A 335-nucleotide genomic window follows, 5' to 3' on the forward strand; every position below is an offset into this window, starting at 1 on the left:
AACCCGGATAAACCTGTGACACCAGACGCTCCGGGTAACGGCGGTCATGTGAACACGACCACGCCGACGATCAAGGGTGTGACAGAACCCAACGCGACCGTAGAGGTCCTGGTAGATGGCGTTAAAGTTGGTGAAGCAAAAGCTGACGGTGACGGTAAATGGGAATATACCTTTGATCCTGCACTGACCGAAGGCGAGCATGAGATCACTATCAAGGTCACCGATCAGGCAGGAAACACGGGCGCAGAATCCGATCCAATCAAAATTGATGTCGATACTAAGAACCCTGATAAACCGGTGACACCGGACGCTCCGGGTAACGGCGGTCATGTGAA

General features: G+C 53.1%; 1 protein-coding gene. It reads left to right on the forward strand.

Features of this window, described 5'->3' with window-relative positions; genetic code table 11:
• The coding region (locus DDR33_RS25425) for an Ig-like domain-containing protein (RefSeq protein ID WP_202913860.1) at positions 1 to 335 on the forward strand (335 nt) is incomplete at both ends.

It is taken from the genome of Pararcticibacter amylolyticus, from assembly GCF_003130405.1.
Classification (GTDB): domain Bacteria; phylum Bacteroidota; class Bacteroidia; order Sphingobacteriales; family Sphingobacteriaceae; genus Arcticibacter; species Arcticibacter amylolyticus.